Raw genomic sequence first — 23,400 nt, 5'->3', positions numbered from 1 at the left:
TATCCTCTGCGGCACATTCAGCACCCCTCGAAACTGAAACGGTTCAGCTCAATAAAGACAGGTTATGCTAAATGAAAAAAGATCGCAAGACAGTCAGAGGAGCAGATATAAAAAAAGCGCATTCGGTCAAAAAAACCGGAATGCGCTTTCAGAATCTGTATCAGCAGATTATTTCAGCAGAGCTTTCGCCTGAGAAACCACGTTTTCAACAGTGAAACCAAATTCACTGAACAGCTGACCGGCTGGTGCAGATTCACCGAATGAATGCATGCCGACGATGGCACCCTGCATACCGGTGTATTTGAACCAGTAATCCGCAATACCCGCTTCGACAGCAACACGCGCGGTCACGGCTGACGGCAGAACAGATTCACGGTAAGCAGCATCCTGTTTGTCGAATGCATCGGTGGACGGCATGGAAACCACACGCGCTTTACGGCCTTCGGCTGTCAGCTGCTCGTATGCTTTCACGGCCAGTTCCACTTCAGAACCGGTGGCAATCAGGATCACTTCCGGCTGACCAGCGCAATCTTTCAGGATATACGCCCCTTTTTCGATATCTGCCAGCTGCTGCGCGGTACGCGGCTGCTGTGCCAGATTCTGACGGGAGAAGATCAGGGATGTCGGGCCGTTTTTACGCTCAATCGCGTATTTCCAGGCTACCGCAGATTCCACCTGGTCACACGGACGCCATGTGCTCATGTTTGGTGTCACGCGCAGGCTGGCGATTTGCTCAACCGGCTGGTGAGTCGGGCCGTCTTCACCCAGACCGATAGAGTCGTGAGTGTAAACGAAGATGCTGCGGATCTTCATCAGTGCCGCCATACGCACCGCGTTACGGGCATATTCAACGAACATCAGGAAGGTCGCGCCGTAAGGAATGAAACCGCCGTGCAGGGCGATACCGTTCATGATGGCAGACATGCCGAACTCGCGCACGCCGTAGTGAATGTAGTTACCCGCTTTGTCTTCATTGATTGGCGCTGAGCCGGACCACATGGTCAGGTTACTCGGTGCCAGGTCAGCGGAACCGCCCATAAATTCAGGCAGCACTTTACCGAACGCTTCCAGTGCATTTTGTGATGCTTTACGGCTGGCAATGCTGGCCGGGTTGTCCTGGAGGTTCTGAATGAAGGCATTTGCATCCGCTTCCCACTGCGCAGGCAGCTCACCGTTTACACGGCGGCGGTATTCACGGGCCAGTTCAGGGAAGGCTTTTTCGTAGTGAGCGAATTTCACATCCCACTCAGACTCAGCAGCGGCACCGGTTTTCTTCGCATCCCACTCAGTATAGATTTCCTGCGGGATTTCGAACGGCGCATACGGCCAGTTCAGTGCTTCGCGGGTAGCGGCGATTTCCGCATCACCTAACGGAGAACCGTGTGCATCCGCAGTACCGGCTTTCTTCGGTGAACCGAAACCGATAACGGTTTTGCACATCAGCAGGGATGGTTTGTCAGTAACCGCTTTGGCTTCTTCAACGGCTGCTTTGATCTGGTCAGGGTTGTGACCGTCAATGCCGCGCACGACGTGCCAGCCGTAAGCTTCAAAGCGTTTGGCGGTATCGTCAGTGAACCAGCCCTGAACATTACCGTCGATAGAAATGCCGTTGTCATCATAGAAGGCAACCAGTTTACCCAGTTTCAGGGTACCGGCCAGAGAACAGGCCTCGTGGGAGATCCCTTCCATCATACAGCCGTCGCCCATAAAGACGTAGGTGTGATGATCAACAATATCGTGCCCCGGACGGTTGAACTGCGCCGCCAGTGTCTGTTCCGCAACAGCAAAACCGACTGCGTTTGCGATACCCTGGCCTAACGGGCCGGTGGTGGTTTCCACACCCGGTGTGTAGCCGTATTCAGGGTGACCCGGGGTTTTGGAATGCAGCTGACGGAAGGCTTTTAAGTCATCCATCGATACATCATAGCCGGTGAGGTGCAGCAGGCTGTAAATCAGCATTGAGCCGTGGCCGTTTGACAGCACAAAGCGGTCACGATCACTCCAGTGCGGATTGGCCGGGTTGTGCTTCAGATAGTCGCGCCACAGTACTTCCGCGATATCAGCCATGCCCATTGGTGCGCCGGGGTGTCCGGAATTTGCCTTTTGCACCGCGTCCATGCTCAGGAAACGAATCGCATTAGCAAGAGTTTTACGAGAGGTCATTGTCTACTCCAGGTTCGGATAAAAAGCAGATACAGGCTATTTTCGCAGTGCCGCGCACGGATGGCAATCCTTATCACCGGTCAGAGGCAAAGGGTCGGGGCTGAAAAGGCAACAATGAGACGTCAGGCGAGGCGTGTCTGAGGACAGAAACAATACTTCGCACAGGCGGCATTTTCGCTGACTAAATCGTTTTAGCACCAGGTATTGCGCAACAGCGGAAGTGACCTATTAAACCCGATTACCGCAATGAATAGCAAGCGGAAATACCGCATTCTGTGCGCTTATCCGGCGGATGGCGGGAGTTTCCTGCCGGCAGCGGAAAAATTCCGCTTACCGGCAGACGAAGATATTACGGTTTCTCTTTTTTACCGACGACACTGTCAAAATTGAATAAAAGATTCAGCACGATAGCCAGAACAAAGGTCACTATCACGCCCTGGGAAAGAATAATCCGCAGCATTTCCGGCAGCTGAGAAAGGGCTTCCCCCTGACCGTTAAACATCAGCCCGACACTGACTGAAATCCCGACCACCATCATATTGCCCATTTTGGTCATATCGACAGATTTTGTCAGTGTATCTATCCCCGCCACCGTAATAAAGGCAAAAATCACCAGGGTCGCACCACCGAAAACCGAAGCGGGGATCATGGTCGCAATTGCGGAGAATTTGGGAATAATACTGAGGATAATCAGGATCACACCGCTGCACGCGGTTACATAACGGCTGCGCACACCGGAAATAATAATCACCCCCGCATTGTTAATAAAAGAGGTCAGCGGCGTACAGTTAAACAGCCCGGAAATGGTCACCGCCACCCCTTCCCCGCGCATCGGAGAGTTCAGGGCATTACCTTCCATAGAGCGGTTACACAGGCGGCCGACAGTGGAGAAAGTACCGACAGAATCCAGAGTGGCCATAAAGGTACCGAGGAACATCAGAATAATGGCGGTCAGATCAAACTGAATGCCGTAATGGGCGGGACGAACAAACGAAAACCACCCGGCACTGCTCACAGGGCCGAAATTGACCATATCCATCACCACCGCGACCAAAGTGGCCACGATCAGGCCGATCAGAATCGACATTTCCCGCAACGCGCCTTTACCGAAGCGGTTTAACAGCACAATTACCGCGATAGTCAGCACACCGAGAAAAATACCGGCCGGGTCGCCGTAGGAGGCATCCCCCGGATAGCCGACAATGCCGGAAAACGAAACCGGCAGCAGGGAAACACCGAGCATTATAAGATAACAGCCGATGACTATCGGTTTGAATAAGAAAGCGATTTTTCCGTACAGCGGCGCGAGGAAGAACAGCAGCACCCCGGAGACCAGGGTTCCGCCGAAGACATAAGGCAGCGATTCAAGCCCCCCGCCGAACCGCGAGGCGATAATAAAAACCGGCGGCATCGCCACAAACGAGGTGCCGAGGATCAGCGGCAGACTGACGCCGACGTATTTGGTGATACTCAGTGACTGGATAAGTGTCCCCACGCCGGAGACAAAAATCGCGGCGGCAATCAGCAGGGTGGTATCTTCCTGTGATAGTTTCAGAACCTGGGAAATCACTATCGGCACGGCAATGGTGCCGGTAAACATGGCAAAAATATGCTGAACAGCATACGGAAACAGTTTCCGCATCGGCATCATTTCATTGACTTCATCACTCCCGGTGTTTGTTTTCATAAATACAACCTCTGTGATTGGTTTTATTGTTTTTACCGGCACAGCGGCGACGGCCGCGCAACCGGTTACGGAAAACAAACAGCAAGATATGTGCCAGCACCTGAACATTATTTATTCACATAAAGTATGAGTGTGGTCACAACGCATTATCAAAATGATAAGAGAGGTAATACCGGGGGATGATAATGATACAGGGCGATTGTGCAGTGTAAAAACAGAAAAGCCCTGACATTACTGTCAGGGCTTCTGTAATCTGGCGGAACGGACGGGACTCGAACCCGCGACCCCCTGCGTGACAGGCAGGTATTCTAACCAACTGAACTACCGCTCCGTGTGTTCCTTTTCGGGAACGGTGCGGATAATACGATGCCGGTTCCCGTTCGTCAATACCTGATTTGTGTAAATCCATGCAATTGCACAGTTTTTCACCTGAATATACTGTTTTATACGGGTCACCGCACACGACACACGGTCTCCCGCAACGCGCTCATCCGGTTTCAGGGCGCGGTTTGTTTTTCCAGATCAAGCAGATAAATCATGGCCTCATCCCGGCTATCCCCGCACATTTCCCGCGAGGGCTGTAGTCCGCTGCAAACCGCCGGACGCAGCGGTGAGCCGAAAATCAGGCACAAATTCTGCTCCGATAACTGAACGCAGCGGGTATTGGCAGGTTTACCGTCCGGCATCCCCGGAATCGGTGATGAGATGGATGGCGCAGTACAGCAGGCACCACAGTCACTGCGGCAGGCAGTCAGCTCCGCCAGATGCACGGGTTCGCCCCTTTTTTCTCCGCCAGATCCAGACGCGCCTCGTGCGCGGCAATTTCCTCATCCGTGGCATATACCACCCGCAGACCGCTCTGCGGGCGGGTAACGCGCTGAATAGTCTGAACGTTCTCTTCGCCGCTGCTCTCATTATCCGCTGAAAAAGCCAGTGATGTCTGGCCGCCGGTCATTGCCAGATAAACATCCGACAGAATCTCGGCATCGAGTAACGCGCCGTGCAGCAGACGTTTTGAGTTATCTATCTGATAGCGATCACATAAGGCATCGAGGTTATTACGCTTGCCGGGGAAAAGCTGTCTGGCGAGCGTTAAGCTGTCAGTGATGGTACAGAATTCGGCGGTCGGCGGGATCCCCCGGTTCAGCTTGCGGAATTCATAATCCATAAAGCCGATATCGAAGGGCGCGTTATGAATAACCAGCTCCGCACCACGGATAAATTCAATAAATTCATCCGCAATGTCGGCAAAAACCGGTTTGTCCATCAGGAATTCATCACTGATCCCGTGCACACTAAAGGCTTCCGGGTCCACCAGCCGGTCAGGCCGGATATAGAGATGGAAGTTACGGCCGGTCAGGCGCCGGTTGATCACTTCAACCGCACCGATCTCAATAATATTGTGCCCCTCGTAGTGGGCACCCAGTTTGTTCATACCGGTGGTTTCGGTATCGAGAACAATTTGTCGTGTAATATCAGTGCTCATAATGGCGTTTTGTGTCAGACTCAGGTAATTGCCAATCAATCAGAGGAAGAGTCTACCAGAGATGAGTGACAAGGTAGAAATTTTCACCGACGGCTCCTGCCTCGGAAATCCGGGCCCCGGCGGCTACGGCGCGCTGCTGCGTTATAAAGGCCATGAGAAAGCACTCAGTGAGGGCTTTTTTCTTACCACCAATAACCGGATGGAGCTGCTGGCCGCTATTGTGGCGCTGGAAACCCTCAAACGTCCGTGTGATATCGTGCTGACCACCGACAGCCAGTATGTCCGTCAGGGCATCACGCAGTGGATCCATAACTGGAAGCGGCGCGGCTGGCGCAAAGCGGATAAATCCCCGGTGGTGAATGTCGATTTGTGGCAGCGCCTGGATGCCGCCATCACCCGCCATCAGATTGACTGGCAGTGGGTGAAAGGCCACGCAGGGCACCCGGAAAACGAGCGCTGTGATGAACTCGCCCGTGCAGCGGCAGAATCCCCGTCACAGGACGATACCGGTTATCAGCCGGCAACGGAATAATCCTCAGCGCCGTTTCAGACAGCGCGGCGGCGTCTGCTGGCGTGTCGCGCCCACCACATTGTTCAGTTTCGGCCGCAGCAGGCGCAGCTTCTGCGGTGTGAACGTCAGCGGCACCGTACGTTTACGGGCCACAATCACCCCCAGACAGCCGAAAATCCGCGCATGCCGGTTGCCGAAACTTGCCGGATCACACCAGGGGATCGGCGTGGTCAGCCGGTGATACATAATTTTGTAATTAAGCAGACTGAGCCAGTCGAGCATACGGAACTGTGAAAACATCCGGCTGCACTGCGGCTCCCGGTTCAGACGCCACGGGATCAGTTTGCGTGCCCCCAGCAGGCTCAGCGGGTTAAATCCGCTGATAATCAGCCAGCCGTCCTCAATCAGGACACGGTCAGCCTCACGCAGCAACCGGTGCGGATCACTGCTGTAGCCCAGATTATGTGCCAGCACACAGACATCCGCGGATTTGTCGAGAAACGGCAATTGCGCCGCCTCCCCGAATACCTGTAAGGTGTTACCCTGCGGTGCCACATTCACCTGATGCGGGATCATGCAGCTGCTGCTGTCAATTTCACAGCTCAGCGCGCCGATCTTAATCAGATGAAAACCAAACATTTTCGGCCACCAGGGCGCCAGCTGTGCTTCCAGCGATTGCCGGAAGCGGCGCCCGCAGGGAATATCGCACCACGAGTCCGGCATCATCAGAGTTTTTGTCGCTCGTGCAGAAAACATGGCTTTATCCTTGATTCACACTCAGAAAGGTGAGGTATCTATGGAGCTTATCAGAATTTCCGCGTTATCAGATAACTACATTTGGCTATTACGGGATAATGCGCACACCTGTATTATCGTTGACCCCGGCGTCAGTGAGCCGGTACTGAATACACTGCGGGAGCGGGGACTGATCCCTTCAGCCATCCTGCTGACACACCATCATGCGGATCACACCGGCGGCACGGCAGAGATTGTTTCACATTATCCCGGCCTGCCGGTTTACGGCCCCGCCGAAACCCAGCCGAAAGGCGCAAATCACTGCGTGCAGGATAATGACACGATTACCTGCGGCGGGCTGACATTTCAGGTCATGGCAGTGCCGGGGCATACACTCGGTCATGTGGCTTATTATTGCGAACCTTATCTGTTTTGCGGCGATACGCTCTTCTCCGGTGGCTGCGGCCGTATTTTTGAGGGCACACCGGCACAGATGTTCCGTTCAGTCAGCCGCCTTGCGGCGCTGCCGGATGAGACGCTGGTCTGCTGTGCGCATGAATATACACAGTCTAACCTCGCCTTTGCGCGCGCTGTCTGGCCGGAAAACCGTGATATTCAGGCATATCAGCAATATATTGCAGAATTACGTCAGAATCATGAAGCTACACTGCCCGTCACACTGAAAACAGAAAGGAAAATTAATGTTTTTCTTAACTGTGATAATATTGATCTGCAACATAATTTATCAGTAAGTAAACATACGGCGACGGCTGAGGAAACTTTTACGTCTTTACGCGCAAAAAAAGATCAATTTTAGCCGTAATCGTTGTCAGGGCGGAATAACACCAGTATGATTGCAAAACCTACAGACTGAAGAATAATAATGCTGATTCCGCCAACATGAAAATCAAAGCTACACTCCTTGCCGCCGCAATTTTGCTGGCGGGGTGTCAGACTGCGCCGCAGAAAACTGCACAGGACCCTCATTATCCTTCCGGTAACGGTTTTTTACTGACGGCCCGGCAGATGAACGCAGCAAAGGCATCCTCCGTCAGTCCCGAAGATGATATCTGGGGTTATATCCGCGATGAAATGAAAATGAACATCCCGGACAATGACCGCATACGCGCCGAAGAACTTTCTTACCTCGCCAAAAAGAGCTATCTCCACGATGTGACACTGCGCGCAGAACCTTACATGTACTGGATCATCGGTAAAATCGATGAACGTAACATGCCGATGGAACTGGTTCTGCTGCCCATAGTGGAGAGTGCTTTTAATCCGCATGCCACCTCACCGGCCCAGGCTGCCGGGTTATGGCAGATTATCCCGAGTACCGGCAAAGCAAGCGGGCTGAACCAGAACCAGTGGGTTGATGACCGCCGTGATGTGGCTGCCTCCACCACTGCCGCGCTGGATTTACTGGAGCGCCTGAATAATATGTTCGGCGGAGACTGGGCACTGACCCTGGCCGCGTATAACAGCGGCGAAGGCCGCGTGCTGCGCGCGATGGAAGCGAATGCGGCCGCCGGAAAACCAACGGATTACTGGTCATTATCCCTGCCGAAAGAGACCATGGATTATGTGCCGCGTATTTTTGCCCTGAGCAATGTTATCCGCAACAGTGATCGTAACGGTGTGAATTTACCGGTACCGGATGCAGAGCGCGCCCTGGCACGGGTGAATATCGGTCAGCAGATTTCCCTGGATGTCGCGGCACAGCTGCTGGATATGCCGGTTTCCAGACTGAAAGATTACAACCCGAGCCTGAAACGCGGTGTAACCTCACCGGCCGGACCTCACTATCTGATGCTGCCGAAAACCAAAGTCGACCAGCTGATGAACGCGTTATCTGATGACGCAGTGCTTGATGATATCCGCACAGCGGTCGCAAGAAACAATCAGCGAACTGAACAGCTGAGTTCGCCGGCTGGCCGTGCACAAGCTGCGAAATATAAAGTGAAAAGCGGTGATTCGTTCTACGCCATTGCCAACCGCCATAAGATGACCGTCGCTGAACTGAAAAAGCTGAACGGACTGAAAAGCGCTGCGGTTCTGAAACCGGGACAAACGTTGCAGGTGAAAGGCAGCCCGGTGGTGAAACCATCTAAAGCCGCCACCAAAAATGCTATGCGTCTGGCGAAGTATAAAGTGCGTCAGGGTGATTCTTACTACAGTATTGCGCAGCGCCATGGTGTGACACTGAAAGAGCTGATGTCCTGGAACAGTAAAGTCAAAATGAAGGACTTGCATCCGGGTATTGAGCTAACGGTTTATGTTGCCAATAAACGCGGCTGATAATCACTGAATCACCACGCTTTATCTGAAGCCCTGCATGACGCAGGGCTTTTTCATATCCGGTGATACCTGAATGTCTTTCCGGCTGCTCTTCTTCTTTCCCGCACTTCTGCGATATCAGTACATCCGCACCGATATTCTTTGTTGCCGGTATAAAAAAACCCGCTGATAAATCAGCAGGTTTTCTGTGTTGAACTTTGCTTTCGTGTTTATTATCAGCTGTGCTGTTATACCCAGAACAACCAGGCAAAGGCTGAGATAACAATGATACAGGCGATATTCAGCACACCACCGACCCGCACCATCTCAGACTGTTTGATAAACCCGGTCCCGAACACTATCGCATTCGGCGGCGTCGCCACCGGCAGCATAAAGGCACAGGATGCACCGATACCGATAATCATGGTCAGTGCCATCACCGGCATTCCCAGACCATCTGCCACACCGGCAAAGATAGGTACCAGCAGTGCAGCACTCGCGGTGTTACTGGTGAACTCCGTCAGCACAATAATAAAGGTGGTGACAGCGATAATAATCACCAGCCAGCTGCTGTTACCAAAGGAGGTTTTCATCCAGTCCGCCATCACTTCACTGGCACCGGAATCTTTCAGGATCATACTCAGTGTCAGACCGCCGCCGAACAAGAACAGAACGCCCCACTCGGTGTTGTTCTGAATCTGTGACCAGCTGGCCACCCCGGTAATACCAATCAGCGCAGCGGCACTCAGGGCGATAATAGTATCGAAATCTTTGATTTTACCCAGCAGATCACTCAGCGGTGCACTGCCGATCCAGCAGATAACGGTCAGACCGAAAATCGCCAGTGTCAGCAGACGTTTTGGTGTCCACTGAACCTGCTCCACTTCAATTTCAAAGCGGGCACCGAGCTTCGGACGTAACATCAGGTACATAATACCGAACATAATCGGCATCAGGATCAGCACCATCGGAATGCCGTATTTCATCCAGGTGAAGAAGTCCATTCCCAGCTGGTTTGCGGCAATAATGTTCGGCGGGCTGCCGACCATCGTTCCCAGGCCGCCGATACTGGCGCTGTACGCCACGCCCAGCAGCATAAATACGAACGTGTTACGGTCGTGACGGATATCGAGGTTCCCCAGAATACCCAGCACCAGCGGTAACATCATCGCGGCGGTAGCAGTGTTACTGATCCACATGGACAGCGCACCGGTCACACTGAACAGCAGAATCACTGCCGCCCATAAACGACCGCGGGCAATCAGCAGCAGGCGGTTGGCAATCAGGCGATCCAGCCCCTGAATATGCAGTGCCGTCGCCAGCGCAAAGCCACCGAAGAACAGGAAAATGGTCGGACTGGCAAAAGACTGTAATGCCTTACCTGCGCCCAGTAATCCGAGAAAAACGGCCAGAATCGGGATCAGTAACGCGGTCAGCGTGACATGAATCGCCTCAGTCAGCCATAAAACAGCGACGAACACCATCAGCGCCAGCCCGGCATTTTCTTTGTCGCTGTAGGGCAGGTATTTCAGCAGCAGTATCAGCACCACGATGTCCAGAGCCAGTATGATGAGTCCCTTTGTATTAAAAGAACCCAGCCCGGTGGATTGGGTGAGCGTTTCTGAAGCGTCCATGATAATTCCCTCAGTAGGATGAAAAAGTATTCACGAAACCGATTGCTGTCATAGTTTAATAACCGGCATTTTTGCGTGAATGCTAAAAATGTTAAACAATTTATCTTCATGTGAAATATAAAAAGTATTAATAACAAAATACATCACAAATCGTCCGTTTTGCGATCTGAGGCAACAGAATAAGTAAAAAAACTTGTCATAGCATGGTAAATGACCAGTTTTAGTCATTGAGAGAACGGATAGAAAGCGGGGGAATATTCGTAAGATAAGATAACGCGGTCATAAAAAAAGGTGTGCCCGCCGGACACACCTTTTTTAACATTCACAGTAACAATTACTGACCTTTGATCTCTTTGCGGCCGTGGAACGGAGCACGTTCGCCCAGCGCTTCTTCGATACGGATCAGTTGGTTGTACTTGGCAACACGGTCAGAACGGCTCATAGAACCGGTTTTGATCTGGCCTGCTGCGGTACCGACAGCCAGGTCGGCAATCGTGGCATCTTCGGTTTCACCGGAACGGTGAGAGATAACGGCAGTGTAACCGGCGTCTTTTGCCATTTTGATAGCAGCCAGTGTTTCGGTCAGTGAACCGATCTGGTTGAATTTAATCAGAATGGAGTTAACGATACCTTTTTCGATACCTTCTTTCAGGATCTTGGTATTGGTCACGAACAGGTCATCACCGACCAGCTGGATTTTATCGCCCATGACTTTAGTCTGATACGCGAAACCATCCCAGTCAGATTCATCCAGACCATCTTCGATAGAGACGATCGGATACTCTTTGGTCAGCTCTTCCAGGTAGTGAGTGAATTCCTGAGAGGTAAAGGTACGGCCTTCGCCTTTCAGTTCATACATACCGGTTTCTTTGTTGTAGAACTCAGATGCTGCACAGTCCATCGCCAGGGTAACGTCTTTGCCTAACTCGTAGCCTGCTGCTTTAACGGCTTCTTTGATGTCAGCCAGCGCTTCTGCGTTAGAACCCAGGTTTGGTGCATAACCACCTTCATCACCCACAGCGGTGTTCATGCCTTTAGCTTTCAGCACTTTTGCCAGGTGATGGAAGATTTCAGAACCCATGCGGACAGCTTCTTTCAGAGAAGGCGCGCCGACAGGCTGGATCATGAATTCCTGGATGTCCACGTTGTTATCAGCGTGCTCACCACCGTTCAGGATGTTCATCATCGGCAGCGGCATAGAGTATTTGCCCGGAGTGCCGTTCAGTTCTGCGATGTGTGCGTACAGAGGTAAACCTTTTGATGCGGCAGCAGCTTTGGCGTTTGCCAGAGACACAGCCAGAATCGCGTTTGCACCGAAGTTGGATTTGTTTTCAGTGCCATCCAGGTCGATCATGATCTGGTCAACTTTTGCCTGATCTTTGGCATCCTGACCCAGCAGCGCCTGTGCGATCGGACCATTTACCGCGCCGACTGCCTTCAGAACACCTTTACCCAGGAAACGTGATTTATCACCGTCACGCAGTTCCAGCGCTTCACGGGAACCGGTAGATGCGCCTGACGGAGCAGCCGCCATACCCACAAAACCGCCTTCCAGGTGTACTTCAGCTTCTACAGTAGGGTTACCGCGGGAGTCGATGATTTCACGGCCGATCACTTTAACGATTTTGGACATTAGGTTTTCCTCAGTACAAGTTAAATTTTCAGATAAGTAACCGGCACTTACAGCCGGTCACTCACCTCACATCTTATTTTAGCAGACCTTTCTGGTTATCAGAGGCTGCCTTGACAAAACCTGCAAACAGCGGATGACCATCACGCGGGGTAGAGGTGAACTCCGGATGGAACTGACAGGCCACAAACCACGGATGGTTCGGGTTCTCGATGATTTCCACCAGTTTGTTGTCCACTGAGCGGCCCGCAACCAGCAGACCCGCATCTTCAAGACGCTTCAGTAACATGTTGTTCACTTCATAACGATGACGGTGACGTTCAGTAATCGCATCTTTGCCGTACAACCGGCGAACCAGGGAATTGTTCGTCAGGTGGCATAACTGACCGCCGACACGCATTGTACCGCCGAGATCACTCTCTTCGCTGCGGACTTCAATATTGCCGTCTTCGTCGCGCCATTCGGTGATAAGCGCAACGACCGGGTACTTACAATCAGCATCAAATTCCGTGGAGTTCGCGTCATCCATACCGGCCAGGTTACGGGCAAAGTCAATCAGTGCCACCTGCATTCCCAGGCAAATGCCCAGATACGGAATGTTGTTCTCGCGGGCATAGCGGGCAGTCATAATCTTACCTTCCACACCACGGGAACCAAAACCGCCCGGCACCAGAATCGCATCCAGACCCTGTAACAGTTCTGTACCGCGGGTTTCCACATCCTGAGAATCAATCAGTTTGATGTTCACAGTGACGCGGTTTTTCAGGCCGCCGTGTTTCAGTGCTTCGATAACGGATTTATAGGCATCCGGCAGTTCAACATATTTGCCGACCATCCCGATGGTGACTTCACCTGACGGATTGGCTTCCTCATAAATCACCTGCTCCCATTCGGAGAGATCTGCCTCAGGAGCATTAATGCTGAATCGTTTACAGATATAATCATCTAATCCCTGGGATTTCAAGAGGCCGGGGATTTTATAAATGGAATCTACGTCTTTCAGACTGATCACTGCTTTTTCAGGAACGTTACAGAAAAGCGCGATTTTGGCGCGTTCGTTAGCAGGAATCACTCTGTCTGAACGGCAAATCAGCACATCCGGCTGAATACCGATGGATAATAATTCTTTCACTGAGTGCTGAGTCGGCTTGGTTTTTACTTCACCGGCAGCCGCCAGATACGGAACCAAAGTCAAATGCAGATATAAGGTGTGTTCACGGCCGACTTCCGCCGCCATCTGACGGATAGCTTCCAGGAACGGCAGTGATTCGATATCACCGACAGTCCCGCCGACTTCCACCAGCACCACGTCATGACCTTCACCGCCACGGATGATACGATCTTTGATTTCGTTGGTGATGTGCGGGATAACCTGAATGGTGGCACCGAGATAGTCGCCGCGGCGCTCTTTGCGCAGAACTTCAGAGTAAACACGTCCGGTGGTGAAGTTATTGCGGCGGGTCATTTTGGTGCGGATGAAGCGCTCGTAGTGACCTAAGTCGAGATCAGTTTCAGCGCCGTCGTTGGTGACGAAAACTTCCCCGTGTTGGGTCGGGCTCATGGTTCCCGGATCGACGTTGATGTACGGATCCAGTTTCATCATGGTGACATTGAGTCCACGGGCTTCGAGTATAGCCGCTAAAGAGGCTGCGGCAATGCCTTTACCCAGAGAGGATACGACCCCGCCGGTCACAAAAATATAATTAGTTTTCATGCTGAACCTGAAAGTTTAGGTGTAATAGATGATGGATATAACAGGACGGGAAAATAGTATACCCTAACCTTATTTTGGCGACAAATAATCTCGTCACCTCTTTTCGGTTATCCGTCGCTCCCGGGGCGGTAAAAACCGCCTTTTTACACTAACTAATCAACGTCTTACATTTTATAAAAAACTTTTCATTCTCCGGTAAAATCATTAGCTGAAAGCATTAAGCTTACCCCTCACGGGATTTAACATCCTGCCAACTTTTCTCCATTTCATCAAGTGTTGCTGATTCCATGGTCAGTCCGCGGGCGGCAATATCGCTCTCCACCTGACGAAAACGGTTCTCAAACTTACGGCAGGCTTTTTGTAACACCATTTCCGGTTTATGTCCCAGATGACGGGAAAAATTCACCACTGCGAACAGCAAATCACCCAGCTCTTCAGCCACGCGCTCATCATTCACCTGCGGCTGATTCACTTCCTCCATCACCTCATCCAGTTCCTCATACACCTTACCGAGCACCGGCGGAAGTGTGTCCCAGTCAAATCCGGCAGACGCACAGCGTTTCTGGATTTTATAGGCCCGCATCAGGGCAGGCAGTGTTGCCGGGATATCATCCAGCAGGGAATACTGTGATTTTTCAGCGCGTTCGGCACTTTTTCGCTGCTCCCAGCCGGAAATGGCCGCTTCCGCACCGATCCCCTGCTCACGGGCAAAAATATGCGGGTGGCGGCGGGTCAGTTTGTCACTGACGGCGGCGGCGATATCCTCAAAATCAAAACGCCCTTCCTCTTTCGCCATCTGCGCGTAAAACACCACCTGAAATAATAAGTCACCTAACTCACCTTTCAGATCGTCAAAATCCGCCCGCTCAATCGCGTCCAGAACCTCATAGGTCTCTTCCAGGGTGTAAGGGGCGATAGTGGCATAGGTTTGTGCTTTGTCCCACGGACAGCCGTTTTCCGGGTCGCGTAACTGCGACATGATCGCCAGCAGGCGTTCAACTGATACAGACATGTGATTAATTCCTGAATATGATTTCCGGGAGGATAAAAAAGCAGACAGGCGTCTGCTTTTTTCAGTTCAGTGTAACCGATTTCCGGCCGTTTTACTGAGTGTGACGTTTTGCCTCAATCACATCCGGCAGTTGGTTCAGTTTTGCCAGCACACGACTGAGGGTCTGGATATTGTAGATTTCCATATCCATATCAATGGTGGCAATCTGCTGTTTCACATCACTGTGGCTGCGCACCCCGAGAACATTCACTTTCTCGTTGGCCAGAATAGTGGTGATATCGCGCAACAGGCCGCTGCGGTCATTCGCCACCACACGCACCACCAGGGAATAGCCGCTGGAGTAACTCGCACTCCAGACCGCTTCCACCAGGCGCTCAGGTGCCTGCTCCTGCAATTCCGCCAGCTGTTCGCAATCCGCACGGTGGATGGAAATCCCCCGGCCTTTGGTGATAAAGCCGACAATATCATCCCCCGGAATCGGCTGGCAGCAGCGGGCAATGTGATGCATCAGGTTACCGACACCCTCAACCACAATACGGCCGCTGCTCTGGTGAGCCGGTGCCGGTTTGGCCGGCGGGGCTTTTTCCAGGGTTTTCAGGGCTTCGCGATCGGCCTCTTCCGCTGTCGGCTTGTTCAGTTTGCTTTGCAGGTAGTTCGACAGCTGGTTGATGCGGATATCACCGACACCAATACCGGCCAGAACTTCATCCAGCGAGTGAACGTTATAACGGGCGATCAGCAGTTTTTCCGCCTCTTTCAGGCTGATATCCTGCGCGGCCAGTTCGTTGTCCAGCATCTGCCGCCCGGCGATAATATTTTTATCGCGATCCTGCTTGCGGAACCAGTTATGGATCTTGGCGCGGCCCCGGCTGGTGGTGACATACCCCAGGTTCGGGTTCAGCCAGTCACGGCTCGGGTTCGGCTGTTTCTGGGTGATCACTTCAATCTGATCACCCATCTGCAACTGGTAACTGAACGGTACAATACGACCGCCGATTTTTGCGCCGATGCAGCGGTGACCCACATCGCTGTGGATGTGATAAGCAAAATCGAGCGGCGTGGAGCCGGCCGGTAAATCCACCACATCCCCTTTCGGGGTAAAGACATAAACGCGGTCATCAAACACCTGACTGCGCACTTCATCCAGCATTTCACCGGAATCGGCCATCTCTTCCTGCCACGCGATCAGTTTACGCAGCCAGGCGATACGGTTTTCGTAACTGCCGGTTTTGCCGCCGCCTGCGGTACCTTCTTTGTATTTCCAGTGCGCGGCAACGCCGAGCTCCGCATCCTCATGCATCTGCCGGGTGCGGATCTGAATTTCCAGGGTTTTGCCCGCCGGACCCAGCACCACAGTATGAATCGACTGATAACCGTTCGGTTTCGGGTTCGCCACATAGTCATCAAACTCATCCGGCAGATGACGGAAATGGGTGTGAACAATCCCGAGCGCGGCGTAGCAGTCCTGAAGACGCTCCACCACAATCCGCACGGCGCGGACATCAAACAGCTCATCAAAGGAGAGCGATTTTTTCTGCATCTTGCGCCAGATACTGTAGATGTGCTTCGGCCGTCCGTAGATCTCGGCCTGAATGCCCTCTTCTTTCATGTCGTTGCGCAGGGTCGTGACAAAGTTATCAATATACTCTTCGCGGTCAAGACGGCGTTCATGCAGCAGGCTGGCAATGCGTTTGTAATCATCCGGGTGCAGATAACGGAAGCAGTAATCCTCCAGCTCCCATTTCAGTTGCCCGATCCCGAGGCGGTTCGCCAGCGGGGCATAAATATTGAAACACTCTTTGGCGGCCAGAACGCGCTCGTCCTCACCGGCATCTTTCACTTCGCGCAGATGGGCTATCCGCTCTGCCAGTTTGATAACCACGCAGCGGAAATCTTCCACCATGGAGAGCAGCATACGGCGGATGTTATCCACCTGCACCGAGCTGGTTTCGTCGTTATGGGTGGCTTTCAGCTGACGGATAGCATCCATATCCATCACACCTTTGACCAGCAGCCAGATAGCGGGACCAAAGGCTTCGCTTATCTCTTCCTCTCCGAGGATCTCCGCTTCGGCCAGCGGAAAAAGCAACGCTGCGCGCAGACTGTCGAGATCCATACTGAGGGTGGATAAAATTTCCACCATCTCAATACCGCGCCCGAGCAACAGCGCCGCATCCTGATGTCCATCAACCTTCTGATGACAGTAATGCCAGACCTCTTCCAGTTTTTCACCCGTCACCGGGTTATGCAGCCCGAGGCTGTTAATCCAGTGTGCCGGGTCAAACTCACCGGCCGGTGTTAAATGCGCACTTCTTACCGCGACCATACATTCTCCCTACTGACTGACCGGTGGTGTCTTTGTGAAAAGCACCATCGACTCCAAATGGCCGGTTTGCGGAAACATATCCAGCATACGGACAGCATTCCGGTGATACCCGGCACCATGCAGAACCTGACTATCCCTTGCAAGTGTTGTGGGATTACAGGAAACATAAACGATGCGCTCAGGGGAAAGCGCAACAATATGCGGCATAATCTCAGCCGCCCCGGCACGCGCCGGATCCAGTAATACTTTGTTAAACCCGGAAGCCGCCCACGGCTCCCCGGTAATATCCTGCGACAAATCCGCGTGATAAAATGCGGCATTCGCCAGATTATTGAGACGGGCATTCTCCCGTGCCGTGCGGACCAGCGCATCCACGCCTTCCACCCCGACAACCTCACCGGCGCGTTCCGCCACCGGCAGCGTAAAATTACCCATCCCGCAGAAGAGATCTAACACGCGATCGTGTTTTGTCAGCTCCAACCAGTTCAGCGCCTGTGCCACCATCAGCTCATTCAGGGCACCGTTCACCTGGATAAAATCCTGCGGACTGAACTGTAATTTTAACCCGGCTACCGCGTAATGCGGAGGATACGGCGCACAAACTGCCACAGGCGGTGCACCGGCACTGCCCTGCAGATAAAGCGCGGTATTGTGTTCAGCACAAAACGCCGTCAGTGCGGACAAATCCGCATCACTGAGCGGTGCCAGATGACGCAGTACCAGCAGCGGTCCGCTTTCGGTATCTGCCAGTTCCGCGTGACCGAGTTCCGGTGCGGCGGCCAGAGACGACAGACAGCGCTGTAAGGGTACCAGTAATGCCTCCAGACGCGGAACCAGCACCGGACACTGTGTGACAGCAACCGTTGATTTGCTCTGCGCCTGACGGAATCCCATGGTCAGCTGTTTTGTTTTCGGGGAATACACCAGCGCCAGCCGCGCCCGGCGGCGGTAGCCGTACTCTTCCCCGCTCAGAACAGGGATCTCCCCGCACGCCTCACCTGTTTCGCGGGTCAGCAGATACGCGAGATACGCCGCTTTGGTTTCCCGCTGCATGGCAACCGGAATATGCTGCTGCTGGCAGCCGCCGCACTGTCCGTAATGACGGCAGGCTGGTTTGCGGCGCGCCGGGTTATCAGACAGGCGTTTCACCACACTGCCTTTGGCATAGTGACGCTTTTCTTCCGTCAGCCTGACCTGTGCGGACTCACCCGGCATCAGATCCGGGATAAAAACAGTTTTTCCCTGAAGGCGGGCAATGCCCTGCCCGAGGGCATCGAGAGAGTCAGCGGTGACTGTGACAGTCCGGGACTGCCGCGGGGTCTGACGGGGCTGAGAATAAAATTGCGCCATAATGATAAAAAACGTTGTCTGTGAGGCCGGTGATTTTCCCATAAAGCAGCGTATTGACCAACGGATTCTTCGGATACACTGCAAATAACACGTCATGGACCGGTAAAAAATGCATGGCGCTGATTATACCATACTGCCGGATAGTGCCTCAGCACTATTTGTTAAAAGGATAAATGATATTTATCGTTACACATCAGTGCTGCCGGTTTCATTATTTATAATGCCTGATACCGCACCACCCGCTGAATAATACGCAATATCAGCCACTGATAAATAATAAATTTACATGAACTTACCGGTGCTGATTTTTTTGGCACAAAAAAAACCGTTATTTAAAAAATAACGGTTTATTGTTACCGGCAATAAAAATGTATCCTGATATGACAGCGTTATGCATCCTGCTCCGGCCACAATCCGCCGAAATGCATTAACTCCCCGCTGACCAGGAAACGGGTGATCATTTCATCCGCCGGGGTCATTCTGTTTGCCAGACGTTCACTGAGTAACTGCAGCCGCGCCGCTTCATTCAGCAGGCCATGCTGCTCCAGCGCGCGCCGGGCGGCGATAAGCAGTGTCTCAACCACCGTGGAAACAGTCAGGTCGGCAAACGGCTCGCGGGCAATCGCATTAAAGCGGGCGTCCGGCTGCACGCTGTAATTAAAGGAAATGGTGTCATCCAGCACCAGCCCGAGGATCCACGCACAGAATGCGCCCATCAGCGCCGGGTCCGGAACCGCATCGAACGCTTTGAATTCAATCCGACCGTGCTCACCCTCGTTACGTGCCGGATAAATAAAGTCATGCGGATACACCGCCGAGTTGGTCAGGAACCCTTTACAGGCCGGACGGTGACAACTGCGCAGTGCGGTACGGCGGGATAAACCGCCCCATAACTGCCCGTTTTCCAGCGGACCGTTCAGCGAAAGCGCCACCAGGTACGGTGCAAAGAACGTCAGTTTTTCAACCGCGTGCACAACACGGGCGTCACTCATTTCCGGCACGGAAATATTGATATCCGGCCCGCAGGTCTGCATTACCAGATCCGCGTGGCGGAAAGCAGCGTGCTCCTCACGGAACGCTTTTTCCCATGCATTCAGCGGCGGATTAAACTGATAGCGCGGCGAAACCGGATGATAAGCACTGATTGCCAGCCCCAGCCCGCACGCTTTCAGACGTTCACTCAGCTGCGCTTCAATAATCTGCAGGAAATCCAGTGCCGCTGTCACCGACTTTGCCGGTGGCGTGCGGATTTCTATACCTTTGATAACCTGGGCAATGAGTTTGCCTTCCGGTGAAAACCGCTCATCGCCCTCAACATACCAGTAACCGGCTTTAATCCCCGCATCACCCTTATGCAGCGAGGCATCATCCATCCCCGGGCGGTTATTCAGTGCAGGCGCCAGCTCTGACAGGGTAATATTGTCAAAGGATTTAATACCGGCGGCACTTTTATTCCGGTACTGTGTCAGCCAATATTCAAATTCAATCCCGACCCGATACTCTTTTTGCATACGTGATGTAATCCCGGTTAATACTTTTGGTGCGACGGTATAGCCCCTGAAACGAATTCAGGCTGCGACAATATGATGAACAGATCCGCCGCCGAATACAGTGAATCTATTTCAGCAACACCTGCGGATTAATCGTAGCAACAATTCCGGTAATATTGAACCGGAATTGTCATGTCATTTGTGCGAAAGTGCTGTCATTTATCAGCAGCTTACTGACAAACGGAGAAACGCCGGAATTCTTCGTAAGCGTAATGGTCGGTCATACCGCTGATATAATCCTGAATCAGCCTGGCGCGGTAATAAAATTCCAGGATGGTCTGCTCTTCCGGCGGTTTATCTGCCAGTGCGGCAACGGCTTCCCCGTAGGCCGCCCGCTGCTTGCGTGACAGCTTATGTAACAGCCGGGTTTCGATAAAATAGTGTTTGTGGAAGTTTTCACGGACCAGATCGGCGAAATCCGCCTGCGGCATCATTAACAGCGGCCGGTAAAAATCCAGCAGGCCGTTGATGATCCGGAATCCCTGTAATTCAAGCTCTTCCACTTCGTGGTGGGTAAACACATATTTAAACGCGACCCGTTTCAGGGTTTTCAGCAGACGGTGCTCTTCACTTTTATCTTCCAGCAGCGCCTGATTGTAAGTACCCGCAAACACGGCGGGCAGATTATCGATAAAGCGCTGCGCGGTATACGGCACCAGTTTATTGGTGATATAGACCCGCAGATACATAAAAAACTGATCCTGCGGGCTGCGGTGCTGACTGCGGGTAAGCGACTGATACGCCTGCTCAACGGTATCGCGGAACAGCGCGGAATCCGCAGAGCCTTCCAGCGCCTGCCACTCCTGGCGCAGATAGGTCACCAGGGTATCCGGGGTCAGAATACCTTTCTCCACCGCATCATCCAGGTCAGCAATGCAATACGAGATATCATCCGCCGCTTCCATAATATAACTAAGCGGAAAACGGCAGAACTCACCGAGCTGTAATTCATCACGCAGCCGCTGAATCAGGGTATTTTCAGACCAGTAATAGCCCGGTTTTTTGGTTAGATAATTGAACTCCTCCGGCACCGGCTCTAACTGCCAGGCAGGACGGGTATATTTCAGCACACTGCCTATCTGGGCAAATGTCAGATTCAGTTTCAGCAGATGGTGTGCCATCCGCATTCCCTGGGCATTGCCCTCAAACAGGCACAAATCACGACGCAACTGACGGCGCAGATGATCCGATTGCGGTGAGCCGGTCAGGCGCAGTGCGGCAATCTGACAGTTATCCTCATCCCCGGTCTGTGGCTCCCCCAGCAGGTTACTGAACCATTTCTGAATCGCCGCCTCCCCGAAATGCCCGAACGGCGGGTTGCCGATGTCATGCATCAGACACGCCATTTCAACCACACTCTCAAAGGCATCCGTACGCTCATCCAGGCCGTATTCTTCCAGTTTTTGTGCTTGTTTCAGCTGACTGAGGATCGTTTTGGCGATATACCGCCCGACCTGCTGCACTTCGAGGGAGTGTGTGAGACGGCTGCGGACGGCGGAATTCTGCTCCAGCGGAAACACCTGGGTTTTCTGTTGCAGACGACGGACAGCGGCAGAATTGATAATACGGCCGCGATCGCTTTCAAATGCCTGATTCACCAGAAACTCTTGTGCAGATTCCTCCGCAGAAGCACCAAACTGGCGGTGAAAATTCAGCTTCTTTTTAAAATCAATAACCGGCACGTCGCCTCCGTCTTCTTATCCGCACGGGAAAAGACACCGCCCGCCGGGATTCGGTGATAAACTGTTGCTAATCCGTTATTATGCAGTTCAATTTCTATTCAGGGAGTATGACATAATGAAAGTCGGTATCATAGGTGCGATGGAGCAGGAAGTAACACTGCTGCGTGATCAGATTACCAACATGCAGACCCTCCGCCACGGCGGCTGCGAAATCTATACCGGTCAGATTAACGGTGTTGATGTCGCACTGCTCAAATCCGGTATCGGCAAAGTCGCCGCAGCGATCGGTACCACTCTGCTGCTGGAGCTGTGCAAACCGGATGTGGTGATTAATACCGGTTCTGCCGGTGGCCTCGCGCCGCATCTGAATGTCGGCGATATTGTTGTCTCCTCGGAAGTCCGTTATCACGATGCGGATGTCACTGCGTTCGGTTATGAACCGGGCCAGATGGCACAATGCCCGCCGGCCTTTATTGCCGATGCCGGTCTTATCGCACTGACTGAAAAATGCATTCAGACCCTCGGCCTGAACGCGGTGCGCGGCCTGATTTGCAGCGGTGATGCCTTTATCAACGGCGCAGAGCCGCTGGCGCGTATCCGTACCACCTTCCCGTCAGTAATCGCAGTGGAAATGGAATGTGCGGCTGTCGGCCATGTGTGCCATCAGTATCAGGTACCGTTTGTGGTGGTCCGCGCTATCTCTGACGTGGCGGATAAAGCCTCGCACCTCAGCTTTGATGAGTTTCTGCCGCTGGCAGCAAAGCAATCGTCTCTGATGGTGGCGGAAATCCTCGCCAATATTGATTCACTGAAATGATAAAACCAACATTGCGCCTCGCCGGACTGCTGTTTCTGCTGGCCGCCTGCGGGGCACAGGCAGCGGCACAGCGGGTGATCGCGCTCTCTCCGTCACTGGCGGAGATGGCGTATGCCGCCGGTCTGGGGGAGAACCTGGTCGGTGTCAGCGCCAATGCGGATTATCCGCCGGAAGCGAAAAACATCGGGCAGGTGTCCAGCTGGCAGGGACTGAACCTTGAGCGCATTATTGCCCTGAAACCGGATCTGATCATGGCCTGGCGCGGCGGCAACCCGCAGCGCCCGCTGAGTCAGCTGGAGCATCTCGGGATCAAAGTCGAGTATTTCGATCCGCGCAATCTTGATGAAATTGCGGATGATCTGGATCGCCTCGCGCCTTACAGCCCGCAACCGGCGCTGGCGGAAAAAGCGGCTTCAGATATGCGCAGCGGGATTGATGCCCTGAAAACCCGCTACGGCAATAAACCGGAGAAACTGATTTTTCTCCAGTTCGGTCAGAACCCGATTTTCACCGCGTCCGGCACCACTCTGCAAAGTGAAGTGGTAACACTGTGCCGGGGTAAAAACGTATTTGCCGACAGCCCGGTGCCCTGGCCGCAGGTCAACCGCGAGCAGGTACTGACCCGCAGACCGGACATGATCCTTATCTCCGGGGATAACCGCGAAGTGGAGAATGTAAAGCGCTTCTGGTCTCCGCAGCTTGATGTGCCGGTGATTACGATTAATGCCGACTGGTTCCAGCGCGGCACGCCCCGGCTGTTAAAAGCTGCGGAAGAATTATGTGAGAAAATAAATAATACCTGATATGAATATATCATGTTAATAAT

The 23,400-nt window shown here is 52.9% G+C and carries 18 protein-coding genes and 1 tRNA gene; 5 read left to right on the top strand and 14 right to left on the bottom strand.

Annotated features, from left to right (window positions below; genetic code table 11):
- Positions 1 to 168 precede the first annotated feature (168 nt).
- The 5 genes from tkt to dnaQ all read right to left on the bottom strand — a co-directional run bounded on the left by tkt (position 169) and on the right by dnaQ (position 5,336).
- On the bottom strand, positions 169 to 2,163 hold the full coding sequence (tkt, locus tag GN208_RS08360; RefSeq protein WP_015422500.1) for a transketolase: 1,995 nt from the start codon (positions 2,161 to 2,163) through the stop codon (positions 169 to 171).
- A gap of 349 nt (positions 2,164 to 2,512) precedes the next feature.
- Positions 2,513 to 3,850, bottom strand: coding sequence for a solute carrier family 23 protein (locus GN208_RS08355; protein WP_036420505.1), 1,338 nt, complete (start codon positions 3,848 to 3,850; stop codon positions 2,513 to 2,515).
- A 254-nt stretch (positions 3,851 to 4,104) separates the two neighbouring features.
- Positions 4,105 to 4,181, bottom strand: a tRNA-Asp gene (locus tag GN208_RS08350).
- Positions 4,182 to 4,347: 166 nt separating this feature from the next.
- Positions 4,348 to 4,620, bottom strand: a complete 273-nt coding sequence (locus GN208_RS08345) for a YkgJ family cysteine cluster protein (RefSeq protein ID WP_024472709.1) — start codon at positions 4,618 to 4,620, stop codon at positions 4,348 to 4,350.
- Positions 4,602 to 5,336, bottom strand: coding sequence for a DNA polymerase III subunit epsilon (gene dnaQ / locus GN208_RS08340; RefSeq protein ID WP_015422499.1), 735 nt, complete (start codon positions 5,334 to 5,336; stop codon positions 4,602 to 4,604). Before dnaQ ends, GN208_RS08345 begins: the two co-directional genes overlap by 19 nt.
- A gap of 61 nt (positions 5,337 to 5,397) precedes the next feature.
- Here dnaQ and rnhA point away from each other — a divergent pair, with 61 nt between their 5' ends.
- Positions 5,398 to 5,868, top strand: coding sequence for a ribonuclease HI (gene rnhA, locus GN208_RS08335; RefSeq protein WP_004235951.1), 471 nt, complete (start codon positions 5,398 to 5,400; stop codon positions 5,866 to 5,868).
- Between the two features lie 3 nt (positions 5,869 to 5,871).
- Here rnhA and GN208_RS08330 read toward each other — a convergent pair whose 3' ends face one another.
- Positions 5,872 to 6,603: a methyltransferase domain-containing protein gene (locus tag GN208_RS08330; RefSeq protein ID WP_243828328.1), complete on the bottom strand. Its 732-nt coding sequence runs from the start codon at positions 6,601 to 6,603 to the stop codon at positions 5,872 to 5,874.
- Between the two features lie 40 nt (positions 6,604 to 6,643).
- Between GN208_RS08330 and gloB the strand changes: the two genes are divergently transcribed.
- Positions 6,644 to 7,399 (top strand): hydroxyacylglutathione hydrolase, encoded by a 756-nt coding sequence (gene gloB, locus GN208_RS08325; protein WP_004235953.1) that lies wholly within the window; start codon positions 6,644 to 6,646, stop codon positions 7,397 to 7,399.
- Between the two features lie 83 nt (positions 7,400 to 7,482).
- Complete coding sequence (gene mltD, locus GN208_RS08320) at positions 7,483 to 8,880, top strand: murein transglycosylase D (protein ID WP_004235954.1); 1,398 nt, start codon at positions 7,483 to 7,485, stop codon at positions 8,878 to 8,880.
- 227 nt (positions 8,881 to 9,107) lie between these two features.
- On the opposite strand, the gene GN208_RS08315 is transcribed toward mltD, so the two are convergent.
- From GN208_RS08315 to dgt, 8 genes are all read right to left on the bottom strand, one after another.
- Positions 9,108 to 10,493 carry a DASS family sodium-coupled anion symporter gene (locus GN208_RS08315; RefSeq protein WP_004235955.1) on the bottom strand — a complete coding sequence of 462 codons (1,386 nt, stop codon included), beginning with the start codon at positions 10,491 to 10,493 and terminating at the stop codon, positions 9,108 to 9,110.
- A 334-nt stretch (positions 10,494 to 10,827) separates the two neighbouring features.
- Entirely contained in the window at positions 10,828 to 12,126 is a 1,299-nt protein-coding gene (eno, locus tag GN208_RS08310; protein ID WP_004235956.1) for a phosphopyruvate hydratase, read from the bottom strand.
- A gap of 73 nt (positions 12,127 to 12,199) precedes the next feature.
- Complete coding sequence (gene pyrG, locus GN208_RS08305; RefSeq protein ID WP_004235957.1) at positions 12,200 to 13,837, bottom strand: CTP synthase (glutamine hydrolyzing); 1,638 nt, start codon at positions 13,835 to 13,837, stop codon at positions 12,200 to 12,202.
- Between the two features lie 223 nt (positions 13,838 to 14,060).
- Positions 14,061 to 14,849 carry a nucleoside triphosphate pyrophosphohydrolase gene (gene mazG / locus GN208_RS08300; protein ID WP_004235958.1) on the bottom strand — a complete coding sequence of 263 codons (789 nt, stop codon included), beginning with the start codon at positions 14,847 to 14,849 and terminating at the stop codon, positions 14,061 to 14,063.
- A 91-nt stretch (positions 14,850 to 14,940) separates the two neighbouring features.
- Entirely contained in the window at positions 14,941 to 17,175 is a 2,235-nt protein-coding gene (relA, locus tag GN208_RS08295) for a GTP diphosphokinase (RefSeq protein ID WP_004235959.1), read from the bottom strand.
- A gap of 9 nt (positions 17,176 to 17,184) precedes the next feature.
- Positions 17,185 to 18,567 carry a 23S rRNA (uracil(1939)-C(5))-methyltransferase RlmD gene (gene rlmD / locus GN208_RS08290; protein ID WP_004235960.1) on the bottom strand — a complete coding sequence of 461 codons (1,383 nt, stop codon included), beginning with the start codon at positions 18,565 to 18,567 and terminating at the stop codon, positions 17,185 to 17,187.
- A gap of 347 nt (positions 18,568 to 18,914) precedes the next feature.
- Positions 18,915 to 20,036: a glutamate-cysteine ligase family protein gene (locus tag GN208_RS08285; RefSeq protein ID WP_004235962.1), complete on the bottom strand. Its 1,122-nt coding sequence runs from the start codon at positions 20,034 to 20,036 to the stop codon at positions 18,915 to 18,917.
- A gap of 209 nt (positions 20,037 to 20,245) precedes the next feature.
- Positions 20,246 to 21,757 (bottom strand): dGTPase, encoded by a 1,512-nt coding sequence (gene dgt / locus GN208_RS08280; protein ID WP_015422496.1) that lies wholly within the window; start codon positions 21,755 to 21,757, stop codon positions 20,246 to 20,248.
- A gap of 115 nt (positions 21,758 to 21,872) precedes the next feature.
- Between dgt and mtnN the strand changes: the two genes are divergently transcribed.
- Together mtnN and btuF are read left to right on the top strand one after the other, a co-directional pair.
- Entirely contained in the window at positions 21,873 to 22,574 is a 702-nt protein-coding gene (gene mtnN / locus GN208_RS08275; protein ID WP_004235964.1) for a 5'-methylthioadenosine/S-adenosylhomocysteine nucleosidase, read from the top strand.
- A complete protein-coding gene (gene btuF / locus GN208_RS08270; RefSeq protein ID WP_004235965.1) occupies positions 22,571 to 23,377 on the top strand; it encodes a vitamin B12 ABC transporter substrate-binding protein BtuF in 807 nt (268 codons plus the stop codon). Before mtnN ends, btuF begins: the two co-directional genes overlap by 4 nt.
- Positions 23,378 to 23,400: the final 23 nt, after the last annotated feature.

It is taken from the genome of Morganella sp. HSTU-ASny43 (assembly GCF_022819185.1).
Lineage (GTDB): Bacteria > Pseudomonadota > Gammaproteobacteria > Enterobacterales > Enterobacteriaceae > Morganella > Morganella morganii.
This window is presented reverse-complemented; position numbering and strand designations above follow the sequence as displayed.

Excerpts from the sequence above, each read along its gene's own strand:
- btuF (WP_004235965.1), top strand. The coding sequence starts at position 22,571 with ATGATAAAACCAACATTGCGCCTCGCCGGACTGCTGTTTCTGCTGGCC.
- tkt (WP_015422500.1), bottom strand. The coding sequence starts at position 2,163 with ATGACCTCTCGTAAAACTCTTGCTAATGCGATTCGTTTCCTGAGCATG.
- rlmD (WP_004235960.1), bottom strand. The coding sequence starts at position 18,567 with ATGGGAAAATCACCGGCCTCACAGACAACGTTTTTTATCATTATGGCG.
- mltD (WP_004235954.1), top strand. The coding sequence starts at position 7,483 with ATGAAAATCAAAGCTACACTCCTTGCCGCCGCAATTTTGCTGGCGGGG.
- pyrG (WP_004235957.1), bottom strand. The coding sequence starts at position 13,837 with ATGAAAACTAATTATATTTTTGTGACCGGCGGGGTCGTATCCTCTCTG.
- GN208_RS08315 (WP_004235955.1), bottom strand. The coding sequence starts at position 10,493 with ATGGACGCTTCAGAAACGCTCACCCAATCCACCGGGCTGGGTTCTTTT.
- gloB (WP_004235953.1), top strand. The coding sequence starts at position 6,644 with ATGGAGCTTATCAGAATTTCCGCGTTATCAGATAACTACATTTGGCTA.
- rnhA (WP_004235951.1), top strand. The coding sequence starts at position 5,398 with ATGAGTGACAAGGTAGAAATTTTCACCGACGGCTCCTGCCTCGGAAAT.
- GN208_RS08330 (WP_243828328.1), bottom strand. The coding sequence starts at position 6,603 with ATGTTTTCTGCACGAGCGACAAAAACTCTGATGATGCCGGACTCGTGG.
- relA (WP_004235959.1), bottom strand. The coding sequence starts at position 17,175 with ATGGTCGCGGTAAGAAGTGCGCATTTAACACCGGCCGGTGAGTTTGAC.
- GN208_RS08285 (WP_004235962.1), bottom strand. The coding sequence starts at position 20,036 with ATGCAAAAAGAGTATCGGGTCGGGATTGAATTTGAATATTGGCTGACA.
- mazG (WP_004235958.1), bottom strand. The coding sequence starts at position 14,849 with ATGTCTGTATCAGTTGAACGCCTGCTGGCGATCATGTCGCAGTTACGC.
- dnaQ (WP_015422499.1), bottom strand. The coding sequence starts at position 5,336 with ATGAGCACTGATATTACACGACAAATTGTTCTCGATACCGAAACCACC.
- GN208_RS08355 (WP_036420505.1), bottom strand. The coding sequence starts at position 3,850 with ATGAAAACAAACACCGGGAGTGATGAAGTCAATGAAATGATGCCGATG.
- mtnN (WP_004235964.1), top strand. The coding sequence starts at position 21,873 with ATGAAAGTCGGTATCATAGGTGCGATGGAGCAGGAAGTAACACTGCTG.
- eno (WP_004235956.1), bottom strand. The coding sequence starts at position 12,126 with ATGTCCAAAATCGTTAAAGTGATCGGCCGTGAAATCATCGACTCCCGC.